Below are 26,959 nucleotides of genomic sequence, written 5' to 3' on the forward strand. Positions count from 1 at the left end.
GGTACCCCGAACGTTTTAAAAGTATCACCGCTCGAAAAGCTTTGCAACTTTGGTCCGCATATGCATCGATTTCATGCGCCGGAGAACGACGCGGTTGGCACCGCGACGAAGGACCGAAAATGGCCCGACTGCAGCCGATCAAGACGGAAAGTAGTGACCGCGTGGGCGCCACTGGGACTTCTCGCTGCATCGCTCACCCCCAGTCCAGGAAACGTTGGGTTGATGGATGCCGATTGGCCGGGAGCGAATCTTGAATTGTCGTCGCGCCCGGCCTCAATCACTGGCTAGTGCCTGTCCGGGCGGCGACTCGATGCATCCTTTGAACCTTTGTGCTATTGCAACGAAACCTGCCGTGCACGAGGAAGCAGGATCGTCGCGGCAGCGAATCCGACCGCTCCCACGCTGCCGAACGTTATCCATGTCTGGAGCGGTGTGGCGTTCATTACGAGCCAGCTGCCTGCGTAATACCCCGCCGCGCCTCCCAGCGCCCCCACAGCACTGAGCGCCCCGAAGAATGTTCCCTGGCTTCCGTCGACCGCCAGGGACGCTGTCATGGTTTCGAATGCCGGCAGCAGAATCGTTTCGATGACTGTGTATCCGGCGATGAAAAGAAGGAACCAGCCGACACCGTCCATCGCAGCCACGCTGGCGAAGGCAACGGCGGCAGCGAGGTACGCCCCGATCGTTGCCTTCACGGGATTCATCCGGACCAGCCAGCGTCTGGCGGACAGCATGAACAGCAGTCCGATCACACCGTTGACGACATAGACTGCCGACGCTGCATAAGAACCCGCCATGCGGCCGGCGTACAGAGGAAAGGCCACGTACAACTGCGGGAACAGGAAAAACCAGGGTAGTGATACCGCGATCAGACGCCACAGACCCCAATGCGTTGCCGTTGCCCGCAGGCTGGCGATAACGGAGCTACGACCCGACATTTCGGAGAGGCCTGGTTTCAGCTGAAACGCCACACCTCCGAGCAGCGCAAACAGAATGGCGCTGCCAGCGAACGCGAGACGGGCATCAAACAGGCCCGCGAGTCCGCCGATTAGAGGTCCGATCGCGGTGCCCGTGTTCAGCATCTGGTTATTGGAAGCGAACAGAGCGGAAAGCGTGTCTTTTGGTTGCCGGCCAAAGACGCCATATAGACCGGCCTCGTAACATGCGACGCCCGAGCCTGCAGTGAAGGCAAAACAAATCCAGCTTGCCACGGTGTCCGTGAGTCCGAATCCGAGAAAACCCAATGCCCTCAGCCACAGACCCAACGTGATCATTCGGTGGGAACCGAATCGATCCGCGATTGCGCCGGCCATCAAAGGCAGAGTCTGAGCGGAAAGCAGGTTCGTGGCCATGACGGTCGCCAGCGCGGTAGAACTGAAATGCAGCGTCACGGACATGTGGAGTGCGAGAAGCGGAACGGTCATGAAATGTGACGCATTCATAACGCCCTGCATCCGCAGCATTGCCCGGATAGCCCGAGGGAAGGTTGATCTGGTCGGATAGGGCTTCGCGAGCACGTTGCATCCTTGTAACCACTATAGTATTTTGATGGTTACGTAAACCTTGATCTTTTGCAACAGGGGGGAGCCATGGCTGACCACAACCAGACCGCGCCGGGCGAGCTTGAAGTCGTGCGGAAATTTATCAATACCTGGTCGATCCCGAACGACACCCGTCTGGAAACGGATGCATTGCCAGAATTGACGCGGATGCAAAATAGATGGAGCGAAGCGTTTCCGGGTAAAGCGCGGTCGAGAACCGACACCCTGACCGAACTGCAACGTCTTAGGTCGGATCTGCGCAGGGCATGTCAGGGCACAGCCGACGGTGACCGGATCCTGAACGCCTGGTTCAGGGATGCTGCACTCGTTCTCAGATCCCGAATCGACGAAGGGGCGACAAGACTGACCGTCGAGCCCCGCGGAACAGGCTTTGCGGACTACATCGTGGCCACGGTGGCAAACGCAATCGCTTCGGGCGAATGGAGCCGTTTAAAGACTTGCCCAGGTTGCCAATGGGCGTTCTTTGATCACACGCGCAATGGCGGCAAGCGTTGGTGCGGAATGACGAAGGGTGGGCCGGATGGTCGAGCGTGCGGCACGATTGCGAAAGTCGCGGCGTACCGCGCCCGCGAAGCGGTCAAGACTCATGTCGGCTGACGCGTTGGGGTGATAGGATTGATAGCCCGATATTGCCGCGAACCGAATCATTAACTTTCGCTACCGTTTGGTATCGAGCGGTCGGCTCGCTTCGAGCGCCGTTACGGTGGTGCAAGCGGCCAGGCTGCTGATCTGAATCCCCACTTTTGCAGTTAATCCTGGGCCGCCACGATGGAATACAGGTCGGCGCGGCTGAATGCAGGCTCATTTGCAGATAATCCCGGTTCGGGCGTGCCGTCAGTAGCAGGTCCGACCGATTTCGATTTCAGGTCACTACACCTGCCGGTCGTTTTCTCTCTGGGAAGCCGGATACGGCAACGCGGATTATTCGCTGTATTGTGCCGCCGAGAAGGTTCTTAAACGTTGGCGCACGACGCGGAGTATCACGAGTGCTGGCATCCCGACCAGTGCGCCATGAAAACGCTTGAACGCATCGCACAGGTCTACGATGATCAGATAGGAGGCATTTCATCGAAGACATTCGCCGAGTGCAATGCCAGACTGGAACGTCTCGTCCGGGTGCGAATTCCGCAGAAAAATGCTGCGATCGAAACGGCAAGCCTTACTTTACCCGATGTTGTCTGACAGACACGGGTGCCACACCCTGAAGGTGGCAATCACCAACGGTGGGTGTTCGACCCGAAAGACGCCATGGTGTTTGGCGTCTGCTGCTGTCCGGAATTCCTGCCGCAACTTGGATCTTGTTCGACCCGGTGACGGGGTAACGAGCATTCGCCAGCGCGCGGCGGCGTCGCGGATTAACCGCAGCCCGCTCACTCCTACGTCTTTTCGCGCGCCGCATTGCGCAGGTGCAGCTTCAGAAAATCGGCCGCTGCCTCGCGCTGGTCAGCGAGCAGCAGATCGATCAGCGTCAGGTGCTCGCGGCAACGCCGTTCGGCCTGATCGCGATCGACCGCCTTGCGGTATTCCATCAGCCTGCGCAGTCGATCAAGACGGCGCAACCCGTCGAGAATGAACACATTGCCCGAGCACGCGGCGATCGTTTCGTGCAACCGGCTGTTCGCATCGAACAGCGCCGCCGGCGACGCGGTACGCACTTCACCGTTAGTTAATGCCTCCTGTTCCGCGCGACAACGCAGCAGCGCGTCGCGGTCGAGCCTGAAGGTCGGCTCCAGGATTCCGGCGGACTCGATCAGCAACCGATAGCGATACCCCTGCCGATATGTTTCGGCCGACGTCAGCACCGACAAAAACATCCAGCCGTGTCCAGGCCTGCGTTCGATCCATCCCTCCTGTGCCATCCGTCTCAGGATCGCATTCAGTTGCGCGCGCGTAACGCCGTAGCGGCGAATCAGCTCGTTCTCGGTGAAGCGGTCCGCGAGCTTTCCGGCCAGTCGGTCTTCGGCAATCGCGAGATAGGTCGCCTCGCTGTCGTCGATAGTGGGTGGGGCGATGTCTTCGGCTGCCGGTGTCAACGCCCCCTCCGCGACAGCGTAGCCGCCATCTGGATGCGCAAACACGATCTCCTGTGCCGCGAGCCGTTTCAATGCCTCCCGAACTGGCGAGCGGGACACGTTGAACTGGTCCGCTAGCGCGCGCTCAGGCAGGCGCGTACCGGGCATGAGGCCGACGCTGGCAATGTGCTGGTGGATGTTCGCCGCAAGGATGTCTGGAAGTGGGCGGGCCATGCTGTCTTCTGGATGTTGTATGCGCCACAGATGTTAGCACACACATAGATTGGTACTTGAAATTGACAATATACCGAAATGATTCGAGTCACGCTGCCGCTGCGCAGCCGAGGTATTTCGAGCCATTCCGGGCAATCGCGGCTAGCAGGCATGCAGATGACGAATTCCTCGCAGACATCGAGACGTAGAGGTTTACACTGATCGGTACTTTAGTGTTGCAAAAAACCTTTACATGGTAGTTTGAATCGATAAAATACCATCCATCGCTTTGCCAATCATGTGTGTTCCAGGAGACCTATGTGCATCGAAGGTTGCAATCCGGCGCTGGCCTGTCGGCCATCGGCTGACTCACATTGTCCAGCGCGTGTGCGCTCGCCGCGCGGGCCGTCATTACGGGTGCGGCCGTGAACGCCGGGCTGCTCGATCGCACGAGCCGGCCTGCGTATTCGTTGCCTGCCGGCAGTTGCGACTGCCACGTTCATCTGTTCGACGCAGGGCGGTTTCCGTACGTGGTGGATCGCACATATACGCCAGGCACCGCCCGTGTCGCGGATCTGAACGCGTTCGAGGATAGGCTCGGCATCGAGCGAGTCGTCCTGGTGCAACCGAGCGTGTACGGCATCGACAACGCCGCGCTGCTCGACGGTCTGCGCCAGCTTGGCCCGGACCGCGCGCGCGGCGTCGCGGTGATCGATCCGGCGACGACGACGCACGCCGGGCTGCAGGCTATGCACGATCAGGGCGTGCGCGGTATCCGGCTGAATCTCGCAGTGCATCGCGAGCGCGATCACCCGGTCACGCTCGACCAGCTTCGACGTGCAGCGGGCGTGGTCGGCCCGTTCGGATGGGCGATCCAGATCTACACGGATATCGACATGGTTGCCGCGATGGCGCCCGGCATCGCGGAGCTTGGGGTGCCCGTCGTGCTCGACCACTTCGCCGGCGTGCGCACTGCGGGTCAGTTTGCGCAGCCCGGCGCGTTCGACATCGCGATCGCCCTGGTTAGCGCCGGGCACGCGTACGTGAAGCTGTCGGCGCCGTATCGCGCATCGAAGCAATCACCCCATTACACGGATCTCGACCCGTTCGCGATCCGGTTGATTGACGCGCGACCCGACCGGATGGTCTGGGCATCCGACTGGCCGCATACCGGCAGCGCGATCAGCCGTGGCGGTGATCTTTCGCAGATCGAGCCGTTCCGCAATGTCGATGCGGCGCACGCGCTCGACCGGTTGTCTGTCTGGGCGATGACAGATGTGCTGCGTCGCCGAATCCTCGTCGAGAACCCGGCGAATCTGTACGGTTTCGCCGGACCGACCCTCTGAATTCCCCCGTCATCAAAGGCACCCTCTCATGTTTCGTACTCTGAACCCGGCCACCGAAACCGTCGTGGCCACTTTCGATGCCGACACGCCGGCGCGGATCGAGCAGGCGCTCGCTGACGCGCAAACCGCCCAGCGGAGCTGGGCGCGCGAGCCGCTGCTCGCGCGTGCGGCGGTCGTCGCGCGGATCGGCGACGTACTGTTGCGCCGCAAGGCCGAGCTCGCCGGCCTGATCACCCTGGAAATGGGCAAGCCGATCGTCGAGGCCGAAGCCGAGATTGAGAAGTCCGCATTGACGTGCGCTTTTTATGCGGAACACGCGGCGCAGTATCTCGCCGACGAGGCGGTCCCGAGCAACGCGAGCGAGAGCTTCGTCGTCTATGACCCGCTCGGCGTGGTGCTCGCGATCATGCCGTGGAACTACCCGCTGTGGCAGTTCATCCGTTTCGCAGCACCGGCGCTTTGCGCGGGCAACGGCGCGATACTGAAGCATGCGGGCAATGTGCCGCAATGCGCGCTCGCGATCAACTCGGTTTTCGCGGAAGCCGATGTGCCGACCGGGCTGGTCGCATCGCTGCTGATCGAGCCGAACGATGTTGCCGCGTTGATCGACGACGTGCGGATCGCAGCGGTCACGCTGACGGGCTCGACCGCGGTTGGTAAGCTCGTCGCATCGCAAGCAGGGCGCGCGATGAAAAAGCAGGTACTCGAACTCGGTGGCTCCGATCCGTTCATCGTGCTGGCAGACGCGGACGTTGAAGCCGCTGCGAAGGCTGCCGTGAAGGCGCGGTTCTCGAACACGGGCCAGAGCTGCATCTCGTCAAAGCGCTTCATCGTCGACGCGGCGGTTGCAGATCAGTTCGTCGAACGGTTCTGCGCCGGTGTCGCGGAACTGAAGGTCGGGGATCCGACTGACCGCGCGACGACCATCGGCCCGATGGCCCGCTCGAACCTGCGCGATGAACTGCATAGTCAGGTCGAGCGCACCGTCGCTGCCGGCGCGGTCCTGAAGGCAGGCGGCCAGGCACTACCGGGCAAGGGCTTCTTCTACGCTCCGACCGTGCTCGATCACGTCGCGCCGGACATGGTTGCAGCATGCGAGGAAACTTTCGGCCCGGTTGCCGCGGTCCTGCGCGTAGAGGACGTTGATGCGGCGGTCGCGCTTGCGAACGCGACAGAATTCGGACTCGGCGCCGCGTTGTGGACCGGTGATCTCGACCGCGCGAAGCAACTGGTTCGCCGCATCGAAGCGGGCGCTGTGTTCATCAACGGGCTGGTCGCGTCGGACGCGCGGCTGCCGTTCGGCGGCATCAAGCAATCGGGCTATGGCCGTGAACTCGGAGCGGTTGGAATTCGCGAATTCTCCAACATCAAAACTGTCTGGGTCGGCCCGGCGCGCTGAACCAGTTACTTAAACCGGAGCACATTATGACGATCAAGACCCCCTCGGGCGCCGTGCTGTTGAAACCCGACCATTTGCCGACTTACGATCGCGGCGGTGGTGCGAGCACGACGCCGCTCGTCGGAAAATCCGTCGGCTCGGACAGCTTCATTACCGGCTATACGTCGTTCGCGCCCGGTGTCGAGATTCCGTTTCACAGCCATAACTGTCAGGAAAGCGTAGTGCTCATTGAAGGCGACGCGATCCTCGACATTGACGGGCTCGAGTACCGGCTGCAGCCGCTCGATACGACCTTCATCCCGCCAAACGTGCCGCATCGCTTCCGCAACGTGTCGACGACGAACCCGATGAAGATCCTGTGGATCTACGCGCGGGGCGACGCGACTCGCACGCTCGCCGACAGCGGCGAAACGCGGCCCGTATCGGCCGAACATCAAACTTCTTCGCAATAACCAGAGTCATTCATCATGCGTATCCTCGTTTGTCCCGGAGACGGCATCGGCCCGGAAATCATCGCCGCGTCGATCGACGTGCTTCAGAAGGCAGATCGCACGTTCAACCTCGAGTTGCAATACGATTATGAAGACATTGGTTTCGCGAGCCTCGAGAGGTACGGCACAACGCTGCGGCCGGAAGTGCTCGAAAAGGCGACCGCCTACGATGGGTTGATCCTCGGCACCGTGTCGCATGCCGACTACCCGTCGCCAGACAAGGGTGGCCGAAACGTGTCCGCCGCGTTCCGCCGCGATCTCGATCTGTATGCAAACGTCCGTCCGTCGCGCACACGCCCGTTTCTCACGTCGAACATGCGCGAAGGCAAGACCATGGACCTGGTCATCATGCGTGAGGCAACCGAAGGTTTCTATCCGGACCGCAACATGCACCTCGGCTGGGGCGAAATGATGCCGTCGAAGGACATGGCGCTGTCGGTGCGCAGGATCACGCGTCATTGCAGCGAGCGTATCGCGCGCCGCGCGTTCGAACTGGCGATGAAGCGCAGGAAGAAAGTGACTGCGATCCATAAGGCGAACAGCTTCCACATGACGGACGGTCTGTTCCTCGAATGCGTGCGCGACGTCGCGAAAGACTTCCCGGAAGTGCAACTGAACGATCTGCTTGTCGACGCGTCGACCGCGCATCTGGTACGCAATCCGGAACGCTTCGACGTGCTCGTGGCGACGAACTTCTACGGCGACATCATCAGCGATCTCGCAGCAGAACTGTCTGGCAGTCTCGGGCTCGGCGGCTCCATCATGGCCGGCGACAGCCTGTGCTGCGCGCAGGCGCAACACGGTTCGGCACCGGATATCCAGAACCTGGACAGGGCAAATCCAACGTCGATGATCCTCTCGGTCGGAATGCTGATGCGCTGGATCGGCACGCATCGCCAGAAGCCGAACTTCGTCGCCGCGGCCGACGCGATCGAGGTCGCCGCCGACGCGGTGCTTGAGAACCCGGCTACCCGTACCGCTGATCTCGGCGGCACGACGGGCTGCAGTGCGTTCGGCAAGCAGGTCGCCGAGGCGATCCGCGCGGCGTAAAAGGCTGTCTGGAGGGTGTTGCGAGGCCCGCCGTGTTACGACAACAAACCGGAGACATTCGACGAAGGCCGCGACGGGGCCGGCGGGTGCATGGCACCCGTTGCCCGGCGGTGTTCCGGCGCACAGTTCCGCACCGCGGGGCGATGCATTCGATATCCGCGTTGGAGTCGCCCGGACCGTGGTTCGCTGACGCAAACCGCGGTACATAAACAGTCGGATCATCACACGCATTCATCGAAGGATTTTAATATGTATTCCGAATCAATTGAGACGGACTCGTCCTCCGTTTATCTGCTGAATCAGCAAGCGGTCAGGCAACGCGCGCTGCGCAAGAATGCCTGGCGCCTCCTGCCGTTGCTGACGCTCGCATTTATCTTCAATTACATCGACCGGACCAGCGTCGGCTTCGCCGCGTTGACGATGAATCAGGACATCGGCCTGACACCCGCGCAATTCGGTTGGGGCGCCGGCGTACTGTTCGCGGGATACTGCCTGTTCGAAATCCCGAGCAATCTCGCGCTGTACAGGTATGGCGCGCGCCGCTGGCTCGCGCGAATCATGATCACGTGGGGTCTTGCCTCTACCGCGACTTGCCTGGTACAAGGCCCGACAAGCTTCTACGTCCTGCGCCTGCTGCTCGGGATTGCCGAAGCAGGCTTCTTCCCGGGTGTCACATTTTTCCTTGCGTGCTGGTTCCCTGCGCAGTACCGCGTGCGCGTGCTTGCGTTCTTCATGCTCGGCGTGCCACTGTCGTCGGTACTGGGCGGCCCGCTATCGGCCGCGCTGCTCGGTCTCGACGGCATGGCCGGTCTGCATGGCTGGCAGTGGATGTTCATCGTGCAGGGCGTTCCCGCCGTGGTGATTGGATTTGCGGTGCTGGCGTGGCTGCGCGACGATCCGAAGGATGCATACTGGTTGACGCAGGAAGAGCGCACCGAACTCGTGACGATGCTGCAGGAAGAGCCACGGGAGAAGCCGAAAAGGGCGCTGTTCAGCGCATTGAGGGATGGTCGCGTACTGCTGCTGGCTGCGATCCAGTTCGGCTTCGTGCTCGGGTCGTATGGGATTGGCATCTGGCTGCCGGTTATTTTGAAAGGGCACGGGTTCAACCTTGTTCGCATCGGGGCGCTGTCGACGATTCCGTATATCGCGGCCGTGTTCGGGATGCTGATCTGGGCGCGCGCAGTCGATCGCAGCGGCCGCAGGGTGTTCCATCTCGTCAGCGCGTGCCTGCTGGGTGCGATCGGTCTCGCATTGTCCGCCGTCGCAAACGGTATCGTAATCGAGATCGTCGGTCTGAGCCTGGCGGTCATCGCGGTCAGTTCCGCACGCGCGATCTTCTGGACGATCCCGACCCGCTTCCTGACTGGTGTCGCGGCCGCCGGCGGGCTCGCGTTCATCAATTCCATCGGTACGCTCGGCGGGTTCGCCGGTCCCTACCTCGTCGGTTTTCTGAAGCAGTCGACCGGGACGTTTTCTGCCGGTATCTGGGCGATGGCAGGGGTCCTCGCGGTTGCCGCTGCGCTGGCGGCGTCGCTGACGCTCGTGATCAAGAAAGCCTGATGTATCAACCGGCATGGTGGCCGGCGTAGCCTGGGTGCCTTGTCGCCTATCTACGCCCCGGTTTGTGACGTTCGTGCGTTGCGGAGCATGCGAAAATTTCAGTTTGCATGGCGCGCTCCTGGACGTCCCTAGACTCTGTCTGCGCTGATTCACATCGCGGATGGCGCATGAAGCCCCAACGCCACAGGTTACAAATTGATCGGAAGTGTCACGCTCACTTCCAGACCGCCACCTCTACGGTTCGACAGCACGATATCGCCACCGTGCGCGCGGACAACGGCCCGCGCTGACGTAAGCCCCAGCCCCATTCCACCCGTCATCCGGTTGCGGGATCTTTCCAGACGGAAAAACGGCACGAACACCTGGTCAAACGCATGGGGCGGGATACCGGGCCCGCGGTCGCTAACCTTGATGCTAATCTGATCCTGATGCCGATGGAGCTCCAGTTCCGCACAATCACCGTATTTCAGGGCGTTGTCCACAAGGTTCATGCAGGCGCGTCTTAACGAGAATGGTCGACCGCTGAATGCCAGACGATCCGGTCCCATGTACGAAACGGGCTTGCCATGGTCGCCGTAATCGTCTGCCATCGCGCGCAAAAGCCCCGCGAAGTCGAATACAGTCGGCTCTTCGTCCTTGAAATCGTCCCTGAAAAAGGACAATGCCGAATCTGCCATGGCCTGCAGATCGTCGACATCCCGGAAAAGGCGGGCCCTTTGGTCCTCGTCTTCAATGAACTCTCCGCGAAGCCGGATCTTGGTGAGCGGCGTGCGCAGATCATGTGACATCGCTGCCAGCATTGCGGTACGGTCCTCAACGAACTTTCGGAGTTGCGCCTGCAAGGCATTGAACGCAGCAATCGCGGCACGCAATTCCCGAGGACCCGCTTCGCGAACAGGGCCGGCCCGCGGATCGCCGCCAAACGTGCGAAGCTCTTCGGCGAACCGCCTGATGGGCCTGGAGAGATAGTGGGTGGCAAGCGCGGATGCGGCAAGGATCGAAACCGCGACGAAGGAAAGTGCAATGGCTATCTGTGCTGGCTCGGACAACCCCCAGAGACGGCGCGTGGCAATAAACACAATCCAACTGCGGTCACGAAGTTCAACCGCGAGGAAATAGGCGTGCGGGTGCGCTGCCCTGTCGTATCGCAGACCACTGGGCAAGCGGGTATCGGATTCGAACAGAAACAGTCGGCGCGGGTGCCCGTCCATCTCGAAGCCTTTGGCCAGGTCTGCCTCGTCCTCGTCCATCGGTGATGTAGCGAAGACACGTGCCGGCCCCGAATTCTCCGGGTACCAGTCGACCGTAACCGCTGGAATCCGTACCGCGCTCGCGAGCGGTTGGCGGTACGTTTCGGGGGCGATCTCGACCATTCGCACTATATCGTTGGCCCTGCCAAGTAGCGCCGTTTCCTCGACCGACGGTCGGGACCAGACACCCGCAAACCGGTTGAACAGCGCGCTAAGAACAAGCACGCCGACAATGGCTGCACCCACTGTCAGGGCTATATGCCAGCCAATCGTATCTGGCAGTCGTAAGCGCGCATTCATCCCCGTCGCACCGTTGGAGTAAACAGATAGCCGCCACCCCGCACGGTGCGGATGATGGAGGGTTCGTCGTCGCCAGTATCGAGTTTCCGGCGAAGGCGGCCCACCTGGACGTCGATGCTTCGATCGTAGACCTCATATGACGAGCCACGTGCCAGATCGAGCAACTGATCGCGCGTTAGCACGCGTTGCGGGTTTTCCGCGAACGCGAGCAGGAGGTCGAATTCGGCACTCGACAGGATCGTGAGCGTATTTTCCGACGAACGGAGTTCGCGCCGGGCAATATCCAGGCGCCACCCGGCAAACGAGAGTACTGGCCTGGAGGCCGTGCCCGTCACAGGCAGCTCCGGCTGCGCTGCCCTGCGCAGGATGGCCTTGACGCGCGCGAGCAGCTCCCTGGCATCGAACGGCTTGACGAGGTAGTCGTCAGCTCCGATTTCCAGACCTACGACGCGGTCGACGTGGTCGGCGACTGCCGTGAGCATGATGACCGGCACCCTGGATATCGTGCGTAGCCGCCGGCAAATGCTGAAGCCGTCCTCACCAGGCAGCATGACGTCGAGGATGACAATATCCACCGGCTGCGTATCAAGCGCTGCGAAAAGGCTTTCTCCGTCGGTCGCAACGCTGACCTGATGGCCGTGTTTGCGAAAAAAACCAGTCAACAGGGACCTGATGTCCTCCTCGTCGTCGACCACCAGTATGTGCGGCATGGAATTCATCCTCAAATGCTAACCCTGACCGGCCCCCCAAAGATGTCGGCCGTTCGCGCTGAATATGTCAACGCTGACACATTGTATCTACGCCGAAACATACCGCACATCATGCCGTTGAATTTCCTTCTTAGTCTTGGAACCCCTGAACGGAGGTTCCTGAATGACTATTTCGCTGAAATCGCAGTATCACGGCAGCAGGCTGGTCCCGCTGAAGCGCGCAGGGCGTCTTTCTGCTGCCCCCGATGCTTCGCACCGCAACGCAATGGGTGCGCCGAATCATTGCGACGGGCCATCGCATCCTGAACCTGGGCAGTCCTGGCTCCGCACCTTGAATCCACGCTCTTCCAGACGGCGCTCCGATGCCACGGGTTTTGCGCCAGTCGTACGCTCATGGCTACGGTCACAGACTCTCCTTGTGACCGGTGCAAGGCACACGGTGCCGGCCACGGCGGAGCAGAGGATTCCGAGCCGCGCATGCCGGGCACTCCTGTTCGTTACGTCACTTCTGGTTATTCCCGGTGCAGCCTTCGCGGATGACGGCGCCGGGGACAACAATTCCGGTTTTACGGTCCTCAGCAACGCGACGAATGTCACTCACTGGGGTCTGGGCGCTGGCGCGGAAGTCCAGACAATGCCGTACAAAGGCTATCGCGCGCAGGTCACTCCTCTTCCGTTCTTCTACTTCGACAACAAGTGGGTACGTGCTATCGGGACCACGGTTGACCTGAAGGTCGGCCAGTGGGATGGGGTCTCGGTCGCACTGCGTGGGCGCGTTGGAATTCTCGAGGGATACCGGCAGTCCGATGCACCGATTCTGAATGGCATGCAGAACCGCGATTCAGCCACCTTCTGGTATGGACCCGCGCTCGCGTGGGAGAGCGCACTCGGGACGCTGTCCAGCAGTTATCTGTTTAGTGGCAACAAGGGACACCAGGCGAGCCTGGATTTCCGGAAAGAATTTCAGGCTGGCAAATGGACGCTGGAACCTCACATCACCGCAGAGTGGCTGAGCAGCGAGTACGTCAATTATTACTACGGCGTCAGCCCAACCGAGGTGCGCATCGGGCGACCTGCGTATCAGGGCTCTGCAACCTCGAAAATCTCGGTCGGCACGCGCTTCGCGTATCAAATCGCGGATAGCCAGATGGTTAGTCTCGATGTTGGCGTCTCGCATCTCGGAAGCGGCATCACTGATAGCCCGCTGGTTGGCAAACGGTTCGTCGTGGACGCGAATCTGGTTTATCTCTACCAGTTCAGGTGACGGACGCGCCAGACGGAGCAGCACCCGCGGGCATGAGTGGCGATTGCACATAAGGCGAAGCAGGCATCCGGACCGACAGGCGACTGACGTCCGTCGATGCTGCGTTTTCGTCGTCTGTCGTGAGCCGGACGACTTTCCGATGGCTGACGGGTTCGCGTCACCGATAACACTCCGGGTCGTCAATCGCGCCCGGCACGATGCGCAACACGTCGTGATCCATTGACACATCTGATCGAAGGCAGACGACATTTCGCATCGCCGCCGCTGCATCGAAGAGTGCCGCTCGAAAGAGCGTCAACAATATAGGACTCCAATGCAAAAACGGAAATCATTCCGCCTGGTCTGTGCCGCGACCGCCGCCGTGCTTCTGGCAGCGTGCGGACAGCAAGAAACGGCCTCCACGCCGCAGGTTCCTGAAGTCGGCACGATTACGGTCGAGCCGCAAGCCGTTCCCGTCGTAACCGAATTGCCCGGCCGTACCAGTGCGTTTCTCGTCGCGCAGGTGCGGGCGCGGGTCGATGGCATTGTGCTGCGCCGCGAATTCACCGAGGGCGCGCAGGTGAAGGCTGGGCAGCGTCTCTACAAGATTGATCCGGCACCCTACATCGCCGCACTGAACAGTGCGAAGGCGGCGCTGGCGAAGGCGAAGGCCAACCTCGCGTCCACCACTGCGCAGGCTAACCGCTACAAGGTGCTGGTCGCGGCAAGCGCCATCAGCCGGCAGGACTACGACAACGCCGTCGCCGCGCAAGGCCAGGCTGCGGCGGACGTCGCAGCGGGCGAGGCGTCCGTCGACACCGCGCAGATCAATCTCGGCTACACGGATGTCGTATCGCCGGTGACGGGGCAGGTGGGTATGTCGCAAGTCACGCCGGGCGCATACATACAGGCAGGTCAGGCCACGTTGATGGCCACGGTCCAGCAGCTCGACCGGGTCTACGTCGACCTCATGCAATCGAGCCTGGCGGGTCTCAGGCTGCGCCGCGAAATCCAGGAAGACCGTCTGAAGACGGACGACGCCGACTCGGCGCGTGTCTCGCTGGTTCTGGAAGACGGCAGCACATATCCGGAGCAGGGCACGTTGCAGTTCACCGATGTGACGGTCGATCAGGGCACCGGCTCCGTGACGATCCGGGCTGTATTCCCGAACAGGAACCACGTGCTGCTGCCGGGCATGTTTGTACGTGCGCGCATCCAGGAGGGTGTGAATGGGAGGGCGCTGCTCGTGCCACAAGTGGGCGTTACGCACGACCCGAAGGGTCAGCCTGCTGCGCTGGTCGTCGATAAAGACAACAAGGCACAACTGCGCGTGTTGCAGACGGCGACAACGTATGGCCAGTACTGGGTCGTCGAAAGCGGTCTGAATCCGGGTGATCGCGTCATCGTGCAGGGCGCCGGCAAGGTCCAGCCCGGCGCGCCCGTCAAGGCAGTCGCGGCGCAGTTGCCGCCTGCACCTGCCGCGACGGAAGCCTCACCGGAGGCAAACGGTGCAAGGGTTGGCAGCGGCGTAGCTGTCGCGTCCGCCGCGTCTGACGCGCAATAACAGGGGTCCGCTTCATGGCAAAGTTCTTTATCGATCGCCCGATTTTCGCCTGGGTGATCGCCGTCATACTGATGCTGGCAGGTGTGGCGTCCATTTTCACCTTACCCGTCGCCCAGTATCCGACCATTGCACCACCTTCGATACAGATCTCGGCGACGTACCCAGGTGCCTCGGCGGAAACAGTCGAAAATACGGTCACGCAGGTGATCGAGCAACAGATGAGTGGTCTTGACCATCTGCTGTACCTGTCATCCGCTTCCGACGATTCAGGCACAGCGACGGTCACGCTGACATTCGCCGCAGGTACCAACCCGGACATCGCGCAGGTACAGGTACAGAACAAGTTACAGCTCGCTACGCCGTCGTTGCCCCAGGCCGTTCAGCAACTCGGCGCGAAGGTCACCAAGTCAAGCAGCAGTTTCCTGCTGGTGATGGCGTTCGGCACCGGAAACGGCAACATGACGAGCATCGACCTTACCAACTATGTGGCGTCGCATATCCAGGACCCGATCAGCCGCATTGATGGTGTTGGAACTATCACGTTGTTCGGATCGCAGTATGCGATGCGTATCTGGCTGGATCCGGCGAAGCTCATGAACCTGGGGCTGACGCCCGTTGACGTGACGACCGCGCTGCAGGCACAGAACGTACAGGTGGCCGCCGGCCAGCTTGGCGGAACGCCGGCAGTTCCCGGACAGACACTGCAGGCCACTGTCACGGAAGCGACCTTGCTGCGTACACCCGAGCAGTTTGGCAACATCCTGCTGAAAGTAAACCAGGACGGCTCGCAGGTGCGCGTCAAGGACGTCGCGCGCGTCGAACTGGGTGGTGAGACCTATAACCTGGACACGAAGTACAACGGGCGGCCGACGGCGGGCCTGGGCATCCAGCTTGCGACCGGCGCGAACGCGCTACAGACCGCGAAACTGGTGCGCCAGAAGATTGACCAGCTTTCGAAGTTTTTTCCGCCGGGGCTTGTCGTCAATTATCCTTACGACACGACGCCGTTCGTGCGTCTGTCGATCGAGGAAGTGGTCAAGACGCTGCTCGAAGGTATCGTGCTCGTGTTTCTGGTCATGTACCTGTTCCTGCAGAACCTGCGCGCCACGCTGATTCCGACGATCGCGGTGCCGGTGGTGCTGCTCGGCACGTTCGCGATCATGAACGTCGCCGGATTCTCGATCAACACGCTCTCGATGTTCGGTCTCGTGCTGGCAATTGGCCTGCTGGTCGACGATGCGATCGTGGTGGTTGAGAACGTCGAGCGGGTGATGGCGGAAGAGGGTTTGTCACCTCGCGAAGCCACCCGCAAGGCGATGGACCAGATTACCGGCGCGCTGGTCGGCGTGGCGCTCGTGCTGTCGGCGGTGTTCGTGCCAGTGGCATTCTCGGGCGGTTCGGTCGGCGCCATCTACCGGCAGTTCTCGCTGACGATCGTGGCGGCGATGGTGCTGTCCGTGCTGGTCGCGTTGATCCTCACCCCGGCGCTGTGCGCAACGATTCTCAAGCCGATTCCTCAAGATCATCACGAAGGGAAGAAGGGCTTCTTCGGCTGGTTTAACCGCACCTTCGACAGGAGTCGCGACAGGTATCACGCGGGCGTTCACCACGTGATCAGACGCTCGGGCCGGTGGCTGATCATCTATGTGGCGGTGATTGTCGCGGTCGGCCTGCTGTTCGTCAAACTGCCCAAGTCGTTCCTGCCGGACGAGGATCAGGGCAGCTTCTTCGTGATCGTACAGACGCCGGCGGGCTCGACGCAGGAGACGACCGCGAGAACGCTCGCCAACATTTCCGACTACCTGCTCAAGGAGGAAAAAAGCGCTGTCGAGTCGGTCTTCACGGTCAACGGTTTCAGCTTCGCGGGTAATGGTCAGAACTCCGGGCTGGTGTTTGTGCGCATGAAGGATTACTCACAGCGCCAGGGCGCCGACCAGACGGTACAGTCAGTGGGAGAGCGTGTGTATGAGCGCTACGTGGACTACAAGGACGCGATGGTGATGCCGGTGAATCCGCCTTCGATTCCCGAACTCGGGACGGCCTCGGGTTTCGACTTCGAGCTCACTGATAGCGCCGGCCTCGGACATGAGGCACTGATGGCGGCCCGAAACCAGTTGCTCGGGATGGCTGCCACAGACCCGGTATTGATGGGCGTGCGCCCCAACGGACTGGACGATAGTCCGCAGTACAGGGTCGAGATCGATCGCGAAAAGGCCGAGGCGCTCGGCGTGCCGTCGTCATTGATCGACCAGACGTTTTCGGTCGCATGGGGTTCGGCCTACGTGAACAATTTCCTCGATACCGACAACCGTATCAAAAAGGTATACGTGCAGGCCGACGCGCCTTTCCGGATGACGCCGGACGATCTCAACAGGTGGTACGTACGAAACGGCTCGGGCAGCATGGTGCCTTTCAACACCTTTGCTTCCGGTCGTTGGACCTACGGTTCGCCGAAACTCGAACGGTATAACGGCGTCTCAGCGGTGGAAATCCAGGGCGCGGCTGCACCGGGCAAGTCGACCGGTCAGGCCATGACAGCCATGGAAGCACTCGTGGCGAAGCTGCCGGCGGGTATCGGCTACGAATGGACGGGCCTGTCGTTGCAGGAACGCCAGTCCGGTTCGCAGGCGCCGATTCTGTACGGCATCTCGATCCTGGTCGTGTTCCTGTGTCTCGCGGCACTGTATGAAAGCTGGTCGATCCCGTTCTCCGTGATCATGGTGGTGCCGCTCGGCGTGATCGGCGCACTGCTGGCCGCTATGCTACGCGGGCTCGAGAACGACGTGTTCTTCCAGGTGGGTCTGTTGACCACGGTGGGGCTCTCGGCGAAGAACGCGATTCTGATCGTGGAGTTCGCCCGTGAACTGCAACAGGGTCAGGGCATGGGACCGGTCGCAGCCGCGCTGGAAGCAGCGCGCCAGCGGTTGCGTCCGATCCTGATGACCTCGCTCGCCTTCATTCTCGGCGTGATGCCGCTCGCGATCAGTCACGGCGCGGGTTCGGCCAGTCAGCACGCAATCGGTACCGGCGTGATCGGCGGGATGTTGACGGCGACGTTCCTCGCGATTTTCATGATCCCGATGTTCTTCGTCGTGGTCCGCGCGAAATTCGGCGGTGAGAGGGAAGACCCGGACGAGGCGCTCGCACATTATAGCCAGCACCATCCGCATGACAGCCAGGGCGCCGGTTCGGCTGGCGGCTCGACTGATGAAGGCTCTGGCAAGGACGGACACTGAGATGCAAAAACATACTCTGATTGCAGTGGCGGTTGCGTTGTTCGCGGCGGGTTGCACGATGGCGCCGAAGTACGAGCGCCCGGCGCCACCCGTGACGGCGACCTTTCCGGCCGGCGGCGTGTACGACACGCAGCCGGGCGCGACCCAGCCGGACCCGCAGAAGCCTGGTGCTATGGCGGGCGCGCGCATCCCAAACGGGCAGGCTGCGGCCGACATCGGTTGGCGTGATTTCTTCGTCGATCCGCGCATGCAGCGGCTGATCGAAATCGCGCTGAAGAACAACCGCGATCTGCGTGTGTCGGTGCTGACCATGCAGGCCTCGCAGGCGCAGTTCCGGATCGTTCGTGCCGGCCTGTTACCAACGCTTGACGCGGCGGCTTCGCAAACCAAATCGCGTACGCCGAAAGACCTGTCGCTCTTCAACCAGACGATTTCCAATTCGTACTCGGTCGGTCTGAACGCGTCGTGGGAAATCGACTTCTTCGGGCGGATTCAGAGTCTGAAAGATCAGGCTCTGGCTCAGTATCTGGCGACGGCTCAGGCGCGCAAGGCGGCGGAAATCTCGCTGGTCTCGCAGGTGGCGAACCAGTACCTGACGGTGCTCGAACTGGACGACCTGCTGAAGGTCACGCAAGGCACGCTGAATACCGCGCAGGAATCGTATCGGATCACCAGGCTGCAGTTCGATAACGGCACCGGTTCGGAACTCGATCTGCGCCAGGCGCAAACGGTGGTCGAGCAGGCGAGCGCCAATCTGCAGTCGCAGGCGCGTTTGCGGGCTCAGGCTGAGAACGCGCTGGTGGTGCTGCTGGGCGAACCGTTACCGGTCGATCTGCCGGCGGGTCTGACGTTGGGCAACCAGAATCTCCTCACGGATATTCCGGCGGGTCTGCCGGCCGATCTGCTGGCGCGTCGTCCGGACATCATGGAGGCCGAGGAGAATCTGCTCGCGGCCAACGCGAACATCGGCGCGGCGCGCGCGGCGTTCTTCCCGAAGGTCTCGCTGACCGGCAGTTTCGGGACGCTGAGTCCGACGCTCGGCGGGCTGTTCAAGCCGGGTTCGGCGGCGTGGAGTTTCGCGCCGTCGATCACGGTGCCGATCTTCGAAGGCGGCCAGAACAAGGCCAACCTCGATCTCGCCAACATCCAGAAGAACGTCCAGATCGCCACGTATGAAAAGGCGATCCAGACGGCGTTCCGCGAAGTGGCGGACGGCCTTGCGGCGCGCGGCACGTACGACCAGCAGATCCAGGCGCTCGAGCGCAACGCATATGCCGACCAACGCCGCCTCGCTCTCTCGGATTTGCGATATATGAATGGTGTCGACAGCTATCTGTCGGTGCTGACCGCGCAGACCGATCTGTATTCGTCGCAGCAGTCGTTGATCGCCGCGCGCATGCAGCGCCTCCAGAACCTGGTCACGTTGTACCAGGCACTCGGCGGCGGCTGGATCGAGCACAACGGCGATCAGCCGCGCCCGGCCGATGCGAAGGGATGATCACGGCGTGTCAAAGTCATCCTTTGCTGCGCCCGAAGTGAAATCTGGTGACCCGGAGTGTTGCCGCCTCCGCGGCGTTGTGTGGGCGTTCTGCTTCATGCCGCTGCGGCGCTCGGTGCGGTCGCTGAACGCCCGTTGAACGGGTGCTTGCCTGGACTGATGTACCTTGTTTGGAGGGCGATACAGGGAAATTGCCGGTTCCCCACTGGCAGAGCCGGGCGGCACATCGTTAAAGGCGCTGCATTTGAAGCGCCAGGTGCAATTCGACCTTGTTCCGGACATTCAGTTTTGAATAACACTGTTGGAGGTAAGATCGCACCGTCGAGGGGGAAATTGCCAGATCAATTGCTACTTCCTTGTATGATTTTCCAGCCGAAAACGCCGAAGCAACGGCCTGTTCGCGTGGAGTCAATACAGATGCCTGGCTTGCCGGAGGCATCAGCGCCAGCACCATCCGGCCGCTATCGGTTTCCCGTTTCGCGCAAATATATTTCCCGCGAAAGTATGCGGCGCAACCCTCAATTGAAATGCAGTGTCTGATCACCGAGGGCAATGTGCGTCCGTCCCAATCGGGAAATTCCTTATAGATGTATTGGATGAGGCCAGGGGCAGCTTCGATGAGTAATCCATGCTCGTCGATCGTAGCGATCATTAAAGTGCTGTGAAGCTGCCGTCTGATCTGGTTGAAAGTTCGGTTCCGCGACCAGGCCAGGATTAAATGCGGGGTGGCAAGTTCAATCAACTGCCGCTCCTGTTCGGAAAACGGGGGGGCACCGGGGTTTCTGAACAACGAATAGAACAGAAAAATTCCGCTTTCGGAGTCGAGCATGCACGTCGAGAGCGCTGCATGAAGGCCGTATTTTCGGTCGAATGCGTTAAGTCTCTCTGCGTTCGCGGAGAGGTCACCGGCGAAGCTGAAAGTGGTTCCGACGTGTTGGCGTAGCAGGTCGCATATGGGGTCTTCACTAACAAGGTTCGCATATTCTGCGAGGAAGGAATCCGGTAAGTTATGGAGCGCCGCTTGAGCGATATGCTCGCCGCTTCCACTGTGAGCGTACATTCCCCACCATCCTGAATCGAACGGGACCAGTTCATTCAGTAAATCGAAGGCACGGTAGCGGAACACAGATGCGTCAATATCGTGGGACGCCTGATTTAGCTCGTTCAGGAAACTACTGAACCTGGTAAGCAAGCAGATATGCGGCTGTGTCATGTCGTCCGATGTTGAAATCGAAGAGTTCGCCCTGGATACGACAGTGCCTGGACAACTTTTGAATAGTCTTTGTCGCGCCAGACGACAACGGGTATCGAAAAACGCGCATCCCGCTTGTGAAGGAAGCTTTGGACGTTTCGATGAAGCTGCCGGTTTCTGCCACTTTTCGTGACTCTGCGCGGATTACAGCTGATTCGTTCCTGGCTACCCCGTCCGGCAGCGTCGGGTTGCCAGGCATGGGCGGGCGCAAACCGATCGTGGATTCCCGGGTCTTCCAGAAGCGGGATGTCTGTGAAAGCGGGTAGCAAGCGACTCTATTATCACTTTGTCAAAAAAAGCCGCAACCAGATTCTGACGACAACAGATCAGCCGATCTGGCCGACGTTGGGATCTCTCGTGGGACGATTACGCACTGATATGCGCTTCGCGCGGACCCGGCTGAGGCTTGCCAAGCGTGCTGACCTCAGACAACAACGGCGTTCTGAGGGCTCCGGTATATAGCTTCATCGTTACGAAGCATTCTCTCGTGCAGGATCGGGAAGTCGACGGGCGTCAGGTTGATCGCCATCGCACCGTCACCTGGTGTCTATCGTACAGTCGTCAAGTGGCCCGGATTACTAGCGATCCCGTTTTCGCGACACAGGATCATCCACTCGGTGTCGCCCGACCTGCGTGACTTTCGCTCGCCCCCTGCACATCGATGAGCGACAGATTCAGGCATTTAAGCGCGGGAAAAGAGGTTCTACCCGACGAAACTCCCCCTCAACTGCAGGGTACCAGTTACAAATCTGGTCTGCTCAAATCACGGCTAACCGTCGACGAGCATGACGGATCCAATGGTTTAAAGATAAGGGGCGAAGATATGGGCATCAGGGCGATAAGTATCGGACGGAATAGTCTGACCATCGTTGCACTCGGATTGCTCGGTGCATGTGGAGGGGGCAGCGGAGGACTATCGGAATCCCTTCCTGATCCAAGTCAGATGTTTTCTTGGACCACTGAACAGAAGGTTATCGGTTTCAGCCACAGCTCGAGTCTTTTTAGCACAGAGCCGATCCGGAAGGGTTCGTCGACCTTTCCGTTGAACCAGGCGTCCAACGACGTCAAGGCGATCGCGAGCGCCGTGACATATCAGTATGGGACAAATTCGAACGGTACGCCGAAGACCGGCAACACAATCGACGACTATATGCTGGACAACAAGGTGACAGGCCTGCTGGTTATTAAAAACGGCTCCATTGCGCTGGAGCGATACGCCATGGGAATTACCGACTCGACGCTTTGGGACGGAAAGTCTGTGTCCAAATCAGTTACGTCTACCCTCATGGGTGCTGCGCTGAAAGACGGCTATATAACAAGTCTTTCCGATCCAATAGAAAAATATATACCAGAACTGATCGGATCTGCATATCAAGGCGTGACCCTGCGGGACATGCTACGCATGTCATCAGGGATCGCGTGGAATGAAAACGAATTGGATCCAAACGCCGACCTGCCGAATCTGCTGAAGTGCATGAAAACCGCAGACAGTCCCACCTGCACACTGAACTATATGAAGGCCAGGCCGCGTGCAATTGACCCCGCCACCGGGTCACCGGTGCAACCCGGGACAGTGTTTCTGTATAGCACGGGGGAAGCATATTTGAGTGGACTCGTCGTGCAGCGCGCGACAGGGATGAGCCTCGCCGAATATATGGAAAAGCGAATCTGGCAACCGTTAGGTATGGAGGCAGATGGAAACTGGTGGACGTGGAACGGCACGAGTACGGGCGGCAGCGGATTCAATGCCACGCTCCGCGATTACGGCCGGTTTGGGCAGTTCATTCTCAACAACGGCGTCCTGCCCAACGGGGTTCAGGTACTTCCAGACAACTGGATGCGTGATGCAACGACATGGACGAGTGCATCAGCACAGCCGCAATACGCCGATAATGGACAGTACGGCTACATGTGGTGGTTCAGTCCTGCATATGATGACGGACTGGTTGGCGGTACCAACAATCCTGACCCAATCTATGTCGACATCGGTGCGCCGCTTCAGAACACCAACAGCCCCTCGGGAGCGGTTGCAGTTCAATCACGCCCGCCAGTTCAGGGGCAGCCGGCATCAGTGTCAGACTGGACGTTTGCTGCAATCGGTATATACGGGCAGATGATTGCCATCAATCAACGAGAAAATCTGGTTGTAGTCGAGTTTGGGGTCTGGGATAAACCTGACCCAACGTGTTGTACCGTTTCCGATTCCGAGTACATAGCAAGTGATCCGTACAACGAACAGTCTGTGTTTCTGAATGCGATGTTGCGCGCGCTGCATTGATCAACGTTCAGTCTCGGCGTGCCGAATCGAACGGGAGCAGACGGGGAGGGCGGAGCGGGAGCAGTAATCTCAGTTCATGCTGCAATTTCGGGGAGCAGACCGATGTAGGATATAAAGAAATTGTTAGGTGCACCGGGAATCCGGAGACGGTCTTGCTAAAGTCATGCTGCCATGAGTATTCCAGCGAGTTGCTCATGGTAACGGGCTTCGACTGGAGTGGGCGGGATGTTGCCGGTCGGTGCAGGTAAACGACCGGTTGGGGCTGCCTTCGTCGAAAAGTTCGACAAACGACAGCGAGTTGATTGCGCATCCGTGGTGTCAACTTTCAAAGTGCCACTGGAAACGGGAAAACCGGGGGATCGGACGGGGATCAGTTGTTGGCCATCAAATTCCGACGACCGGATGGGCAGGCTGTCCTGTCCCAGATAGCGAAGTCCAGGTGTCGCATCTCCTGCCTCCGGTCAAGGCCGAGCGATCCGAAACCGCGGGCAGGAATCTTACCGCGGACACTTCGCAGGTCAAGGTATTGCCATCTTTGCCACCCGCAAACCTTTTATAAATATGATCACAAAAATCGCCAGTGAAGCCGACGCCATGAAAGAAGACCTGCTCGAATTTCTGACACACCACCGCATCCACGAGGTTGAATGTGTGATCCCGGACATAACGGGTATCGCGCGCGGCAAGATCCTGCCGCGCGACCTGTTCTTCGCCTCAGGCGAAATGCGCATTCCAAAGAGCGTGCTGCTCAATACGGTTAACGGCCAGCAACCCGACAACGGCCCTTTCGTTGGGGATACCGACCCGGACATGGTCTGCGTGCCGGACCCGCGTACAGCCCGTCTGGTCCCGTGGGCTGCCGAGCCTGTAGCAGTGGTTATTCATGACTGCCTTGAGTGGGATGGCACCGCTGTGCAGCTAGCTCCGCGCAATGTGTTGCGGCGGGTTCTGGATCTTTATGAGCAGAACGGCTGGCAGCCGGTGGTGGCACCAGAAATGGAGTTCTATCTGGTAGCGCGACAGCAGAACCCACACGAGCCTTTGCAACCGCCGCTGGGTCGAACGGGTAAGCGGGAAGCGGGAAGACAAAGCTACTCGATCGATTCGGTGAACGACTTCGACCCGTTCTTCATGGAACTGTCGAAATTCTGCGAACTGCACGACCTCGGAGTAGAGACGCTGATCCACGAAGCTGGTCCGGGGCAGATGGAAATCAATTTCTCGCACGGAGAGCCGCTGGACCTGGCGGACCGCGTCTTCCTTTTCAAGCGCACGGTCCGGGAAACTGCGTTACGGCACGGCATCTTCGCTACGTTTATGGCAAAGCCGATGGAACTGGAGGCCGGTAGTGCGATGCACATCCATCAAAGCGTCAACGACGTGGCAACGGGGCGCAACATTTTCAGTTGCGAAGATGGGAGCGCCAGTGACCACTTCCACCACTTCATAGGAGGATTGCAAACTTATATCCCACACGTGATGCCGATGTTCGCCCCCTATGTCAACTCGTACCGACGACTGGCACCTTTCATGTCGGCCCCGATCAACGTGCGTTGGGGTGTGGACAATCGCACCTGCGGCATTCGTGTTCCGAAGTCCGGCCCGGCGTCCCGTCGCGTTGAGAATCGCGTTCCCGGTGTTGACGTCAATCCCTATCTGGCGATGGCTGCCACGCTGGCCTGCGGATACCTTGGAATGCGCGACCAACTAGCGCCAAGTGAACCGACCACAGGGAGTGCCTGGGACGTGAACCACGAACTACCGCGACATCTGGAAGACGCCATAAGCTCGCTGCGAACGTGCGAGCCGATACGTGACGTGCTGGGAACGAGTTTCGTCGATGCTTTCTGCGCGGTCAAAGAACTTGAGTATGCAACGTATAACCGTGTCATCAGCTCATGGGAACGTGAACACTTACTGCTTCTGGTCTGATCTGCGCATGCAACGCCACCGAATCTTTTTATCCAGGAATATTCCCCGATGAACGGTTCCATTACTCCTTCCCGGGCCAGACTCGATGCAAAACGTCTTGTCGCACTCCATGAACGCGAGCGTCGTCACTATGCTCAGGCCAATCCGCATTCGCAAGCGCTTGCTCAACGTGCGGCGCAGCACTTGATGTTTGGTGTCCCTCTCCATTGGATGAACGATTGGTCGACACCGTTCCCTCTGCATGTAGCCGAAGCGTGCGGCGCACGGTTGCGGGACGTGGACGGCCATGAGTACGTCGACTTCTGCCTCGGCGACACCGGGGCGATGTTTGGACACAGTCCGCAGGCTGTAGCGGACGCGATTACCCGCCAGGCACGGCACGGCTATACGGCCATGCTTCCCGGCGAAGACGGAGTCTGGGTTGCCGAAGAACTCGCGCGCCGCTTTGGCTTACCGTTCTGGCAATTCGCATTGTCGGCGTCCGACGCAAATCGATTCGCAATCCGCTGGGCGCGCGCGCTCACCGGACGGGACCAACTGCTGATTTTCAACGGTTGCTACCATGGCACGGTGGACGATGTTTTCGTTGATCTGATCGACGGCGAACCCCGCACGCGCGACAGCCTTCTAGGTCAGGTCGCCGACCTCACCCTGCATACGCGCTGTATCGAGTTCAACGACCTGGCAGCGTTGGAAAATGCGTTAATGGACGGACGTGTTGCCTGCCTGCTAGCCGAACCCGCGATGACCAACATAGGCATGGTGCTGCCGGACCCCGGATTCTGGGAGCAAGCACAAGCATTGTGTCGTCGGTTCGGCACTCTACTGCTAATCGACGAGACGCACACCATCAGTAGCGGCCCAAACGGCTATAGCCGCGCATCCGGCTTGACGCCGGACATGCTGGTGCTCGGCAAACCCATTGGCGGCGGTGTGCCATGCGCGGTGTACGGCTTCACCGAAGATGTAGCGCGGCGCGCCGAAGCAGCCAAGCGTGCTGCGCCGCCCGGCCACAGCGGTATTGGCACAACGCTGACGGCGAATCTGATCACGATGGCCGCGATGCGGGCCACGTTAGCAGACGTTATGACCGCGGCAGCTTACGAGCGAATGTTCCAGCTCGCCAACCATCTCGCCACGGGGTTGCGAGCGGTGATCGCACGGCACCAGCTACCCTGGTGCGTCACCCAGGTGGGCGCCCGAACGGAATTCCAGTTCACGCCGGACCCTCCACGCAGCGGCAGCGAAGCGATGCATATCCTCGACGCAGCGTTGGAGCAAATCATTCACCTGTACCTGCTAAATCGAGGTCTGGTGATTACCCCTTTCCATAACATGATGCTCGTCTGCCCCGACACCACCCCAACTGACGTGAGTCGCCTCATTGCCGTCTTCGAGGAGTTCGTTTGTGCTGTTGTGGAGACTCCCGATACAGCCGCGAGAGCTTCGAATTGAGTCGCGACACAGGAAACTGGTAAACGTGCCCAACGCAGGGATGTCCGTCGCGCTGCTGTCAAATCCTGAGTTCGACGATCTGACGCGGATGCGCATGCTGCCAGAAGGCGAAGCCGCCGAACGAGGTTCACAGTTACTCTACCCTGCTCAGATCGTCGCGCTAAGCGCGTTATGCGACCGCATGGACAGTGCGTTGACAACCAAAATCCTCTGACTACCTGGCTGCAAATGAAGACTTCCACGTGATGCTCTGCAGAGCAGCCGGGTCACCTTTACTTTTCAGTATGATTGAGGCGCCGTGGTTGAAGGCGGGCCCAATCGCAAACAGACTGTTCGATACGCTCAAGGCCTCCACTGTACTAAACGCCGCACATGAGGAGCGTATGGTCGCATTGCAGCAGCGTAATAGCACCGGAGTTCGACGTGCGGTGGAGAAGGCTATCTTTGTTGCAAGTCGGTTTCTCAGGGACGGCTGTCGGCGGCGGTAAGTCGCAAAACTACACATGCCAGAAAATATTACGAGGCCTATAAGCGTTTGATTATTACGAAGTCAAAGGGAATTGTGGGCTGTTCGATTGGGATTTAGGTACTCCCGGCGCGCTTCA

At 60.0% G+C, this 26,959-nt stretch carries 20 protein-coding genes and 1 pseudogene; 16 read left to right on the forward strand and 5 right to left on the reverse strand.

What is annotated here, in order from left to right; all coding sequences use genetic code 11:
* Positions 1-332: 332 nt before the first annotated feature.
* A complete protein-coding gene (locus B0G73_RS19580) occupies positions 333-1,463 on the reverse strand; it encodes an MFS transporter (protein WP_106282953.1) in 1,131 nt (376 codons plus the stop codon).
* A 126-nt stretch (positions 1,464-1,589) separates the two neighbouring features.
* Between B0G73_RS19580 and B0G73_RS19585 the strand changes: the two genes are divergently transcribed.
* Together B0G73_RS19585 and B0G73_RS40560 are read left to right on the forward strand one after the other, a co-directional pair.
* A complete protein-coding gene (locus tag B0G73_RS19585; RefSeq protein WP_106282954.1) occupies positions 1,590-2,159 on the forward strand; it encodes a CGNR zinc finger domain-containing protein in 570 nt (189 codons plus the stop codon).
* Between the two features lie 414 nt (positions 2,160-2,573).
* The gene (locus B0G73_RS40560; protein ID WP_181196594.1) at positions 2,574-2,744 is read left to right on the forward strand and encodes a hypothetical protein; all 171 of its coding nucleotides are present in this window, start codon (positions 2,574-2,576) and stop codon (positions 2,742-2,744) included.
* Positions 2,745-2,938: 194 nt separating this feature from the next.
* Here the strand turns inward: B0G73_RS40560 and B0G73_RS19590 are convergent, their stop codons facing one another.
* Positions 2,939-3,808: a GntR family transcriptional regulator gene (locus tag B0G73_RS19590; RefSeq protein WP_106282955.1), complete on the reverse strand. Its 870-nt coding sequence runs from the start codon at positions 3,806-3,808 to the stop codon at positions 2,939-2,941.
* Between the two features lie 404 nt (positions 3,809-4,212).
* On the opposite strand from B0G73_RS19590, the gene B0G73_RS19595 reads away from it, so the two are divergent.
* The 5 genes from B0G73_RS19595 to B0G73_RS19615 all read left to right on the forward strand — a co-directional run bounded on the left by B0G73_RS19595 (position 4,213) and on the right by B0G73_RS19615 (position 9,636).
* Complete coding sequence (locus B0G73_RS19595; RefSeq protein ID WP_181196595.1) at positions 4,213-5,133, forward strand: amidohydrolase family protein; 921 nt, start codon at positions 4,213-4,215, stop codon at positions 5,131-5,133.
* Between the two features lie 28 nt (positions 5,134-5,161).
* The gene (locus tag B0G73_RS19600; protein WP_106282957.1) at positions 5,162-6,532 is read left to right on the forward strand and encodes an NAD-dependent succinate-semialdehyde dehydrogenase; all 1,371 of its coding nucleotides are present in this window, start codon (positions 5,162-5,164) and stop codon (positions 6,530-6,532) included.
* Between the two features lie 26 nt (positions 6,533-6,558).
* Positions 6,559-6,984, forward strand: a complete 426-nt coding sequence (locus B0G73_RS19605; protein ID WP_106282958.1) for a cupin domain-containing protein — start codon at positions 6,559-6,561, stop codon at positions 6,982-6,984.
* 15 nt (positions 6,985-6,999) lie between these two features.
* Positions 7,000-8,073 (forward strand): isocitrate/isopropylmalate dehydrogenase family protein, encoded by a 1,074-nt coding sequence (locus tag B0G73_RS19610; RefSeq protein WP_106282959.1) that lies wholly within the window; start codon positions 7,000-7,002, stop codon positions 8,071-8,073.
* Positions 8,074-8,322: 249 nt separating this feature from the next.
* Positions 8,323-9,636: an MFS transporter gene (locus tag B0G73_RS19615; RefSeq protein ID WP_106282960.1), complete on the forward strand. Its 1,314-nt coding sequence runs from the start codon at positions 8,323-8,325 to the stop codon at positions 9,634-9,636.
* Between the two features lie 188 nt (positions 9,637-9,824).
* Here the strand turns inward: B0G73_RS19615 and B0G73_RS19620 are convergent, their stop codons facing one another.
* Together B0G73_RS19620 and B0G73_RS19625 are read right to left on the reverse strand one after the other, a co-directional pair.
* On the reverse strand, positions 9,825-11,009 hold the full coding sequence (locus B0G73_RS19620; protein WP_181196596.1) for a HAMP domain-containing sensor histidine kinase: 1,185 nt from the start codon (positions 11,007-11,009) through the stop codon (positions 9,825-9,827).
* Between the two features lie 173 nt (positions 11,010-11,182).
* On the reverse strand, positions 11,183-11,896 hold the full coding sequence (locus tag B0G73_RS19625; protein WP_106282962.1) for a response regulator: 714 nt from the start codon (positions 11,894-11,896) through the stop codon (positions 11,183-11,185).
* A 163-nt stretch (positions 11,897-12,059) separates the two neighbouring features.
* Here B0G73_RS19625 and B0G73_RS19630 point away from each other — a divergent pair, with 163 nt between their 5' ends.
* The 4 genes and pseudogenes from B0G73_RS19630 to B0G73_RS19645 form a co-directional block, all read left to right on the forward strand.
* Complete coding sequence (locus B0G73_RS19630) at positions 12,060-13,160, forward strand: MipA/OmpV family protein (protein ID WP_258193374.1); 1,101 nt, start codon at positions 12,060-12,062, stop codon at positions 13,158-13,160.
* A 313-nt stretch (positions 13,161-13,473) separates the two neighbouring features.
* Positions 13,474-14,703 carry an efflux RND transporter periplasmic adaptor subunit gene (locus B0G73_RS19635; RefSeq protein ID WP_106282963.1) on the forward strand — a complete coding sequence of 410 codons (1,230 nt, stop codon included), beginning with the start codon at positions 13,474-13,476 and terminating at the stop codon, positions 14,701-14,703.
* Positions 14,704-14,717: 14 nt separating this feature from the next.
* A complete protein-coding gene (locus tag B0G73_RS19640) occupies positions 14,718-17,939 on the forward strand; it encodes an efflux RND transporter permease subunit (protein ID WP_106282964.1) in 3,222 nt (1,073 codons plus the stop codon).
* Position 17,940: 1 nt separating this feature from the next.
* Positions 17,941-19,486, forward strand: a pseudogene (locus B0G73_RS19645) (efflux transporter outer membrane subunit); the annotation flags it as partial.
* A 180-nt stretch (positions 19,487-19,666) separates the two neighbouring features.
* Here B0G73_RS19645 and B0G73_RS19650 read toward each other — a convergent pair.
* Complete coding sequence (locus B0G73_RS19650) at positions 19,667-20,650, reverse strand: LuxR C-terminal-related transcriptional regulator (protein ID WP_106282966.1); 984 nt, start codon at positions 20,648-20,650, stop codon at positions 19,667-19,669.
* A 700-nt stretch (positions 20,651-21,350) separates the two neighbouring features.
* Here B0G73_RS19650 and B0G73_RS19655 point away from each other — a divergent pair.
* From B0G73_RS19655 to B0G73_RS41915, 5 genes are all read left to right on the forward strand, one after another.
* Positions 21,351-22,967, forward strand: a complete 1,617-nt coding sequence (locus tag B0G73_RS19655; protein WP_106282967.1) for a serine hydrolase — start codon at positions 21,351-21,353, stop codon at positions 22,965-22,967.
* A gap of 594 nt (positions 22,968-23,561) precedes the next feature.
* The gene (locus B0G73_RS19660) at positions 23,562-24,899 is read left to right on the forward strand and encodes a glutamine synthetase family protein (protein ID WP_106283012.1); all 1,338 of its coding nucleotides are present in this window, start codon (positions 23,562-23,564) and stop codon (positions 24,897-24,899) included.
* Positions 24,900-24,947: 48 nt separating this feature from the next.
* Positions 24,948-26,354 carry an aspartate aminotransferase family protein gene (locus tag B0G73_RS19665; protein WP_106282968.1) on the forward strand — a complete coding sequence of 469 codons (1,407 nt, stop codon included), beginning with the start codon at positions 24,948-24,950 and terminating at the stop codon, positions 26,352-26,354.
* A 25-nt stretch (positions 26,355-26,379) separates the two neighbouring features.
* Positions 26,380-26,568, forward strand: coding sequence for a hypothetical protein (locus tag B0G73_RS40085; RefSeq protein WP_146144209.1), 189 nt, complete (start codon positions 26,380-26,382; stop codon positions 26,566-26,568).
* 31 nt (positions 26,569-26,599) lie between these two features.
* Positions 26,600-26,842: a hypothetical protein gene (locus tag B0G73_RS41915; protein WP_106282969.1), complete on the forward strand. Its 243-nt coding sequence runs from the start codon at positions 26,600-26,602 to the stop codon at positions 26,840-26,842.
* Positions 26,843-26,959 lie beyond the last annotated feature (117 nt).

Source organism: Paraburkholderia sp. BL25I1N1 (assembly GCF_003002025.1).
Classification (GTDB): domain Bacteria; phylum Pseudomonadota; class Gammaproteobacteria; order Burkholderiales; family Burkholderiaceae; genus Paraburkholderia.

What these genes read in the sequence shown, in the direction of transcription:
- B0G73_RS19640 (WP_106282964.1), top strand. Translation starts at nt 14,718, where the DNA reads ATGGCAAAGTTCTTTATCGATCGCCCGATTTTCGCCTGGGTGATCGCC.
- B0G73_RS40560 (WP_181196594.1), top strand. Translation starts at nt 2,574, where the DNA reads ATGAAAACGCTTGAACGCATCGCACAGGTCTACGATGATCAGATAGGA.
- B0G73_RS19625 (WP_106282962.1), bottom strand. Translation starts at nt 11,896, where the DNA reads ATGCCGCACATACTGGTGGTCGACGACGAGGAGGACATCAGGTCCCTG.
- B0G73_RS19650 (WP_106282966.1), bottom strand. Translation starts at nt 20,650, where the DNA reads ATGACACAGCCGCATATCTGCTTGCTTACCAGGTTCAGTAGTTTCCTG.
- B0G73_RS19635 (WP_106282963.1), top strand. Translation starts at nt 13,474, where the DNA reads ATGCAAAAACGGAAATCATTCCGCCTGGTCTGTGCCGCGACCGCCGCC.
- B0G73_RS19605 (WP_106282958.1), top strand. Translation starts at nt 6,559, where the DNA reads ATGACGATCAAGACCCCCTCGGGCGCCGTGCTGTTGAAACCCGACCAT.
- B0G73_RS19610 (WP_106282959.1), top strand. Translation starts at nt 7,000, where the DNA reads ATGCGTATCCTCGTTTGTCCCGGAGACGGCATCGGCCCGGAAATCATC.
- B0G73_RS19620 (WP_181196596.1), bottom strand. Translation starts at nt 11,009, where the DNA reads ATGGTCGAGATCGCCCCCGAAACGTACCGCCAACCGCTCGCGAGCGCG.
- B0G73_RS19590 (WP_106282955.1), bottom strand. Translation starts at nt 3,808, where the DNA reads ATGGCCCGCCCACTTCCAGACATCCTTGCGGCGAACATCCACCAGCAC.
- B0G73_RS19615 (WP_106282960.1), top strand. Translation starts at nt 8,323, where the DNA reads ATGTATTCCGAATCAATTGAGACGGACTCGTCCTCCGTTTATCTGCTG.
- B0G73_RS19585 (WP_106282954.1), top strand. Translation starts at nt 1,590, where the DNA reads ATGGCTGACCACAACCAGACCGCGCCGGGCGAGCTTGAAGTCGTGCGG.
- B0G73_RS19600 (WP_106282957.1), top strand. Translation starts at nt 5,162, where the DNA reads ATGTTTCGTACTCTGAACCCGGCCACCGAAACCGTCGTGGCCACTTTC.
- B0G73_RS41915 (WP_106282969.1), top strand. Translation starts at nt 26,600, where the DNA reads ATGCTCTGCAGAGCAGCCGGGTCACCTTTACTTTTCAGTATGATTGAG.
- B0G73_RS19630 (WP_258193374.1), top strand. Translation starts at nt 12,060, where the DNA reads ATGACTATTTCGCTGAAATCGCAGTATCACGGCAGCAGGCTGGTCCCG.
- B0G73_RS19665 (WP_106282968.1), top strand. Translation starts at nt 24,948, where the DNA reads ATGAACGGTTCCATTACTCCTTCCCGGGCCAGACTCGATGCAAAACGT.
- B0G73_RS19660 (WP_106283012.1), top strand. Translation starts at nt 23,562, where the DNA reads ATGAAAGAAGACCTGCTCGAATTTCTGACACACCACCGCATCCACGAG.
- B0G73_RS19655 (WP_106282967.1), top strand. Translation starts at nt 21,351, where the DNA reads ATGAGCGACAGATTCAGGCATTTAAGCGCGGGAAAAGAGGTTCTACCC.
- B0G73_RS19580 (WP_106282953.1), bottom strand. Translation starts at nt 1,463, where the DNA reads ATGCTGCGGATGCAGGGCGTTATGAATGCGTCACATTTCATGACCGTT.